The following is a 6,924-nucleotide window of genomic DNA, read 5'->3' as shown; positions in this document are numbered from 1 at the left end:
CCAGTCGTCCGCCGCCGCGGGCTCGTCGTCACAGACGTTCACCGCGGTCGACGGCCAGGTCAGCGCCCGCACGGCCGCCTCGGCGGCGTCGTCGGCGTGGACGAAGCTCGTCACGTCGGCGCCGGCGGTCAGCCCGCCCGTGCGTGCCCGGTCCGCCATCATTCCGTCCGGTGCGTACCAGGTGCCCGGCCCGTACAGCATCCCGTACCGCAGGATCACCCACTCGGGGAGCTCCCGTACGGCCGCCTCCAGCGCCCGTACGCCGTCGACGGACGTCCGGCGCGGCTCCGGCGCGGCCAGATCGAGCGGCACGGACTCACCGGCCGGTCTCTCGCCCGGTTCGTACACCCACGCGATGCTCTGCGTGACGATCCGCGGCACGCCCGCCTGCCGTGCCGCCTCCACCAGGTTCCGGGTGCCGACGACGCGGATCCGCGCGTTCGCCGCGGTGTCGCCGCGGCTCAGGTCGGTGAGCTGGTGCATCACGACGTCGGGCGACGCGACGCGCACGGCGCGCGTGAGCGCCTCCGCGTCGTAGACGTCGGCGAGGGCGGGCACGGCGCCGGCCGAGAGCAGGGACTCGCCGCCCTCCGTCGTACGGGTGAGCGCGGTGACGCGGTGGCGCTCGGCGACCAGGCGCGGGATGATCCGCCGGCCGAGGACGCCGGTGCCACCGGCGATGAAGACGTGCATATCGGGTCGGCCTCTCCTGATGTCAGCGGGGCGCGCGCCGGTCGCGGCGCGCTTCGAGCTCGGCCTCGTCGACCAGGGTGAGCATGGGCTCGCCCGGGACCCCGAGCATCACGATGACGAAGCGGCTCCACTCCTCGGAGCAGGCGTTGCCCGCCTGGTAGTGGATGACGTCGCCGCCCGGCTCCCAGAACGCCTCGCCCGCGCGGATCACGCGTTCGGGCTCGCCTTCCAGCTCGAAGATGATCGCGCCTTCGAGCATGTAGCCGAAGACGGGCCCGGAGTGCCGGTGCGGGGGCGTGCCCGGGTCACCCGGCGGGATCTCGACCGTCGCGGTCATCACCTCCGCGCCTTCGGGAATCGACGGCGGGATCTGGTGGAACAGCGTGGTCAGGACCGAGTTCGTGCTCATGTTCCCGGAGGCTAGGAGGTCGGCGGCCGGAGGTGTTAGACCACTTGGGGTCCGATCCGGTGTACCGGTCAGGACCCTCGGCGTCGCGCCGTACGTGGCCAGGACGAAAGGTGTGTACACGCGTGGGTCACGAGTGTGGGGGGGCTCACCACGGGATGACGTCCTCCAGTGAGTCCGGACCGCGGAAGACGCCGGTGGGCCCGTCGGCGGGGATCGTCGCGAGCAGGGCCGGGACGACGGCGCCGTCGGCGGTGGTGCGGTCGCCGCGAGGGAAGGGCACGGCGGCATTCTGGTCGGTCGGCACGAGGCCCGGGCCGGCGGCGTTGACCTTGATCCCCTCGGCACGGAGCGCATTGGCATAGATCAGCGTCAGGGCGTTGAGCGCCGCTTTGGACGAGCCGTAGGCGAGGAACGCGCGACGCGCGAGAGGGTTCGCCGGGTCGCTCAGGATCGCGAGCGACCCGAGACCGCTGGACATGTTGACGATCCGCGGATTGGGAGAGCGGCGGAGCAGAGGCACGCAGGCCGACGTCATCGTGACGACGCCGAAGACGTTGACCTCGTAGGTCTCGCGGAGCTGCGCGGCGGTGATCTCGGCGGTCGGGGCACCCCGCTCAACCATGATTCCGGCGTTGTTGACGAGCACGTCCAGCCGCCCCACCTCGGTCTCGATCTTGGTCACGGCCGCCTCGACGGATCGTGGATCGGTCACGTCGAGCGGCAAGAACCGGATGTCCGGTCCGCCGGTCGTGCCGGGATCGGCGGCCGGCCTTCCGCCGCGCACCGGGACCGATTCCCTCTTCAGCTCCCGGACGGCCGAGCGGCCGCGCTCGGGGCTACGGGCGCCGAGATAGACGGTGAGGCCCTGCTGGGCGAGGCGGCGCACGATCTGCCGGCCGATGCCCTTGTTGCCGCCGGTGACAAGTGCCACGTCGTTCGCGTTCATGCCCCCACTCCAGCCGCCGGAGCTCCGCGAGACAAAGACCGCGTGGGTGCCGCCCCATACCCTGGCGGTATGCCGGAGCCGGAGATCCGCGAACTGCGCTACTTCTGCGCCGTGGCCGAGGAGCTGAACATCACGCGCGCGGCCGAACGGCTCGGCATCGCTCAGCCGCCTCTGTCCCGGGCGATACGGCGACTGGAGCGCCGGCTCGGTGTCGCCCTCTTCGATCGAAGCCGGCACCGGCTGGCGCTGACCCCGGCCGGCGCGACCCTGGTCGAGGAGGCGGCGGTCGTCCTCGGCGCCCTCGGCTCCGCGGTACGCCGGACGCAGCGTGCGGGCCTTCCCGGCCGCGGCCTCGTGGTCACCGCCAAACCGGGGGTGGCCACGGAGTTGCTGCACCGGATCCGCGCACGGTCCCGCGCCGAGCCGGACGCGCCGGAGCTGCGGGTCGTGGTGAGCGGGTTCGGCGAGCAGGCCGACATGGTCCGCGACGGGCGCGCGGACGTGGCGATCGCGGCGTGCTTCGACGGCCACGGCCTCGATACCGAGCCGCTGATGACCGAACCACGCGTCGCGGCGCTCGCCTCCGGACACGAGCTCGCCATGCGCGAGGTGCTCAGCACCGCCGACCTGGCCGCCGAGCCGGCGCCCCGATGGAGTGCTCCGGCGAGCGTCGACCGCGACTACTGGCTGGGAGACCCGGATCGGCCGGCCGACGGCCCCGTCGTACGGGACACCGCCCAGCTGCTGGAGGTGATCGCCCTGGGCCAGGCCGCCGCGTTGGTGCCGGCCTCACTGGCCGCCAGGAACGTCCGCCCCGACGTGACCTACCGCCCCGTACGCGACGCGGCGCCGTACCAGACCCTGGCGCTGTGGCCGGCGGGCAGCCGGTCGCCCTCGATCGCCTGGTTCGTCAGGACGGCCCTGGAGGACACCCGCTGAGACAGGACACGGCCTGCGGGGAGGCCGGGCGCGATCGGGAGGTCAGCCCTCCGGAAGAGGGCCGATCAACTCGATGCCGTACTCGGCCCCCAGCGCCCGAAGTCTCTCCGGCGTCGCCGCGTCCTCCTCGAGGACGCGGTGCACGTCGCGGAAGAAGCCCTCGGAGCCACCGGGGATCATCATCGTCAGCTTGCGCCCGCCCTCCGGTCCCGCGCGCAGGCCGTGGACCAGCCCGCCGGGGACGAAGACCACGGCTCCGGTGTCGGCCGGCAGCCACTCGCCGGCGACGTAGAAGTCGTAGTGTCCGCCGAGGATGTACCAGAGTTCGGCGACGTCGTGCCGGTGCAGGGGCGTGGCGAAGCCCGGCGCGTCCACGCCCTCGATCAGGCCCAGGCCGCCACCGGTGGACTCGGCGGACGCCTTCAGCCTCATGACCGAGCCCTCGGGCGCCGCCGCCATCTCGCCCTCGCCCGCGGCCAGGATGTACGGGCGGAGCATCCGGCCCGTCGTGTCGTTCTCCTCGACCGCCATCGTCACGTACCCGCGAGCCTGGTCATCACGCGCTCACTCCGCGGCGCCGGGGAGGTCCGATCCAGGAAGGTATGCCGAGATGCCCACATAAGACGATCTTGGCATGACCCGGCCGTTCTTCGATCTTGGCCCGCTCCGCGGTGCGCCCGGCGGTCTCCGGCCATGCCGGATGCGCGGTGCGGCCGGCACCACGAGGAGCCGCCGCTCCCCTTCTCCACCCCGGGGCGTGCGCTCCGCCCCGGCGGCCGGGGAGAGCCCCTCACCCTCCCGCAGGACCGGGGCCGGGCCGGTCCAGGTGGTCCTCGTACACGGCGATCTTGTGGTTGATCACGTCGAGGCAGCGGTGGAGTTCGGCGATCTGAGCGAAGATCTCCCCCTGGTGCTCGCGCAGCAGGGCCAACCGGTCCTTCTCGGTGCCGTCTCCCTGGCGGGCCAGTTCGGTGTAGCGGCGGATCGCCGGGATGGGCATGCCCGAGGAGCGCAACACGATGCAGAGGTTGAGCCACTCGACGTCGTGCTCGGCGTAGACGCGCCGGCCCCCGGGGCCGCGCCGTACGGGGTCGGCCAGGATGCCCTCGCGTTCGTAGAAGCGCAGAGTATCCGGGCTCAGGCCGGTACGTGCGGCCACCTGGCTGATGGTCAGGCTCTGGTGGGAATCGCTCACCGGTCCAGGATGGGACTTGAGCTGGAGTCGGGTCCAGCTCCTAGGGTGCAGCGGACGGCCAAAGCCACTTTCGATCTTTCACGGGGAGCCTCACCATGCATTACCGCCATCTCGGGCGTACCGGTATGGAAGTCAGCGTCCACTGTCTGGGCACCATGATGTTCGGCGCGGTGGGCAACCGGGACCACGACGACTGCATCCGCATCGTGCACGCCGCGCTGGACGGCGGCATCAACCTCGTCGACACCGCCGACATGTACTCGGCGGGCGAGTCGGAGGAGATCGTCGGGAAGGCCCTGAAGGGACGCCGGGAGGAGGTGGTACTGGCCACCAAGGTGCACTTTCCGCTCGGCGAGGGCCGCAACCGCGGGGGCAACGGCCGCCGGTGGATCACCACGGCGGTCGAGGACAGCCTGCGGCGGCTGCGCACCGACTGGATCGACCTCTACCAGGTCCACCGCCCGGACCACGCCACCGACATCGAGGAGACCCTGTCCGTACTGACCGACCTGGTGCGGCAGGGGAAGATCCGCGCGTTCGGCTGCTCGACCTTCCCGGCCGAGGAGATCGTCGAGGCCCACCACGTCGCCGAGCGCCGCGCCCTGCAGCGGTTCCGCACCGAGCAACCTCCCTACTCGATCCTGGCCCGGGGCATCGAGGCGAACGTGCTGCCGACCTGCCGACGCTACGGAATGGGCGTGCTGACCTGGGGCCCGCTCGCCTCGGGTTTCCTCACCGGCCGCTACCGCAAGGGGCAGGCCATCGACCTGAGCACCGGACGCGCCGCGCTCACCCCCGGCCGGTTCGACCCCGCGCTGCCGGTCAACGCGGCCAAGCTGGACGTCGTCGAACAACTCGTCGAGGTCGCGTCCGGCATCGGGAGCACCCTCCCCGAACTCTCCGTGGCCTTCGCGGCCGCGCACCCGGCCGTCACCTCGGTCATCGTCGGGCCGCGCACCATGGAACAGCTGGAATCGCTGCTCAAGGGGGCGGCACTCGCGCTGGACGACGACACGCTGGACCGCATCGACGCGATCGTGCCGCCCGGCACCAACGTCTACCACCCGGACGGCGCGTGGACCCATCCGGCGCTGACCGAGACCGCGCAGCGCCGACGGCCCCTGCCGGACCGGCCGGCGGCGTAGCGCCCCTCCGGCGGCCCCGCGCCCGGGAAGCGTCAGTCCGCGATGGGGCGGTGATGGACGTACTCCACCACCGCCCCGTCGGGATGCCGCACGGTGAAGCCGGCGCCGACGGGCACCTGCCTGAGGGGCCCGACCACCTCGGCTCCCGCGCTCAGCAGCCGTTCGTAGTAGGGCTCGACGTGGTCGACGAGGAGTGTTCCGGTCGTGGCCCGGAACGGGCGCAGCGACTCCTCGTCACCCTCGATGATCAGGAACGCGCCGACCGCGGCCAGGACGAGGTTCTTCTCGGGGTAGGGCATCCGCATGTCGGCGGACGTGCCCTGCAGCCGTTCGTAGAAGCCGATGGCCTCCTCCAGTTCGCCCGGCCCGACGAAGACCCGGATGAGGACGCGGGGCTCCTCACGGTGGGACGAGTCGGGGTCACGGCGCCAGATCTGTGCTGTCATGCCGGTCAGCCTGCCGCGCGTACCGCGACCGAGGGAGTACACGGAAAGTCCTGTTGGCCAGACTCATAGGCTGGCCGTATGTCCCCCGATCGGCTCCGCCGCGAGCTCGGCGGGTTCCTCCGGGCGGCCCGTGAGCACACCGCGCCGGCCGACGTCGGCCTGAGCGCGGACGCGCGGCGCCGCACGCCGGGGCTGCGCCGCGAGGAGGTGGCGACGCTGTCCGGCGTGAGCATCGCCTGGTACACCTGGCTCGAACAGGGCCGGGTCGCGGTGTCGCGGCAGGTGCTCGACTCGGTGTGCCGGGTCCTGCGCATGGACGCCGGGTCCCGCCGCCACGCCCTGGAACTCGCCGGGTACCACGACGAGACGGCGCCGCCGGCGGACCGCGACCACCTGCGACGGCTCATCGGCTCCTGGCCCGGCACGCCCGCGTTGATCCTCGACGAACGTCTCGACATCGCCGGGTGGAACCCCGCGTACCACGACATGGTGCTCGACCCGTCGGCGGTGGCGCGGGAGCGGCGCAACCTCCTGCTCCTGCTCGTCGGCGAACTCCAGGACGCGGTCCCGGACTGGCCGCGTCTCGTCCGCGGCCTGTACGGCCAGTTCCGCACGGGCACCGACCGGCGACCGGACGATCCCCGCGTGGGCGACATCCGCCGGCTGCTGGCCGCCGAACGCCCCGACCTGACGCACTGGTGGGAATGCCGGTCTGTGTCGGACTTCTCGCCGACCACCCTGGAGGTGCGCGGCGTCCCGATGACACTCTCGATGCTGCGGCCGGTCGGCACCTCAGGCGCCTCCGTCCTCGTGCACACCCCCGCGGCCGGCGGAACGGCCGTCAGCGGAGGTCGATGACCTCGGGCGATGGCCCGGCGAGGAACGCGCGGCGCACGGTCCCGGCGCCGACCGCGGCGTCGATCCGGTCGAGGCCCAGCAGAGCGGCGCCCGCGACCGGGGGAGCGTCCACGACGGCGAGTGCGAACTCCCGCTCCACGTCCGGTTCGGCCTTCCGTACCGCCGCCAGGAAGCGGCCCGCCGGATCGGCGAACACGCCGCCGGCGAGCACCAGCGTCCACGGGCCGTCGCCGTCCAGGCTCCGGCGGGCCGCACGCGCCATCGCCACGACCTCGGCGGCCAGTTCGCCCACC

The 6,924-nt window shown here is 72.6% G+C and carries 9 protein-coding genes and 1 pseudogene; 3 read left to right on the top strand and 7 right to left on the bottom strand.

Features of this window, described 5'->3' with window-relative positions; genetic code table 11:
* The 3 genes from ACFFNX_RS37325 to ACFFNX_RS37315 all read right to left on the bottom strand — a co-directional run.
* Positions 1-693, bottom strand: a 693-nt coding sequence (locus ACFFNX_RS37325) for an NAD-dependent epimerase/dehydratase family protein (protein ID WP_378210757.1), incomplete at its 3' end; no start/stop codon positions are given.
* Between the two features lie 22 nt (positions 694-715).
* On the bottom strand, positions 716-1,102 hold the full coding sequence (locus tag ACFFNX_RS37320; RefSeq protein ID WP_378210756.1) for a cupin domain-containing protein: 387 nt from the start codon (positions 1,100-1,102) through the stop codon (positions 716-718).
* A 145-nt stretch (positions 1,103-1,247) separates the two neighbouring features.
* The gene (locus ACFFNX_RS37315; protein WP_378210754.1) at positions 1,248-2,048 is read right to left on the bottom strand and encodes an SDR family oxidoreductase; all 801 of its coding nucleotides are present in this window, start codon (positions 2,046-2,048) and stop codon (positions 1,248-1,250) included.
* A gap of 69 nt (positions 2,049-2,117) precedes the next feature.
* Between ACFFNX_RS37315 and ACFFNX_RS37310 the strand changes: the two genes are divergently transcribed.
* Positions 2,118-2,987 (top strand): LysR family transcriptional regulator, encoded by an 870-nt coding sequence (locus ACFFNX_RS37310; RefSeq protein WP_378210753.1) that lies wholly within the window; start codon positions 2,118-2,120, stop codon positions 2,985-2,987.
* A 42-nt stretch (positions 2,988-3,029) separates the two neighbouring features.
* Here the strand turns inward: ACFFNX_RS37310 and ACFFNX_RS37305 are convergent, their stop codons facing one another.
* Positions 3,030-3,518, bottom strand: coding sequence for a cupin domain-containing protein (locus ACFFNX_RS37305; RefSeq protein ID WP_378210758.1), 489 nt, complete (start codon positions 3,516-3,518; stop codon positions 3,030-3,032).
* A gap of 259 nt (positions 3,519-3,777) precedes the next feature.
* A complete protein-coding gene (locus tag ACFFNX_RS37300; protein WP_378210751.1) occupies positions 3,778-4,182 on the bottom strand; it encodes a MerR family transcriptional regulator in 405 nt (134 codons plus the stop codon).
* Positions 4,183-4,277: 95 nt separating this feature from the next.
* Here ACFFNX_RS37300 and ACFFNX_RS37295 point away from each other — a divergent pair, with 95 nt between their 5' ends.
* The gene (locus ACFFNX_RS37295; RefSeq protein ID WP_378210750.1) at positions 4,278-5,327 is read left to right on the top strand and encodes an aldo/keto reductase; all 1,050 of its coding nucleotides are present in this window, start codon (positions 4,278-4,280) and stop codon (positions 5,325-5,327) included.
* A gap of 32 nt (positions 5,328-5,359) precedes the next feature.
* Here the strand turns inward: ACFFNX_RS37295 and ACFFNX_RS37290 are convergent, their stop codons facing one another.
* Positions 5,360-5,773, bottom strand: a complete 414-nt coding sequence (locus ACFFNX_RS37290; protein WP_378210749.1) for a VOC family protein — start codon at positions 5,771-5,773, stop codon at positions 5,360-5,362.
* A 78-nt stretch (positions 5,774-5,851) separates the two neighbouring features.
* Between ACFFNX_RS37290 and ACFFNX_RS37285 the strand changes: the two genes are divergently transcribed.
* Positions 5,852-6,631, top strand: coding sequence for a helix-turn-helix domain-containing protein (locus tag ACFFNX_RS37285; RefSeq protein WP_378210748.1), 780 nt, complete (start codon positions 5,852-5,854; stop codon positions 6,629-6,631).
* Here the strand turns inward: ACFFNX_RS37285 and ACFFNX_RS37280 are convergent.
* Positions 6,615-6,924, bottom strand: a pseudogene (locus ACFFNX_RS37280) (hypothetical protein); the annotation flags it as partial. The gene ACFFNX_RS37285 and the pseudogene ACFFNX_RS37280 overlap by 17 nt on opposite strands.

The sequence above is a fragment of the Actinoallomurus acaciae genome, from assembly GCF_042429965.1.
GTDB classification, from domain to species: Bacteria; Actinomycetota; Actinomycetes; order Streptosporangiales; family Streptosporangiaceae; genus Actinoallomurus; species Actinoallomurus acaciae.
This window is presented reverse-complemented; position numbering and strand designations above follow the sequence as displayed.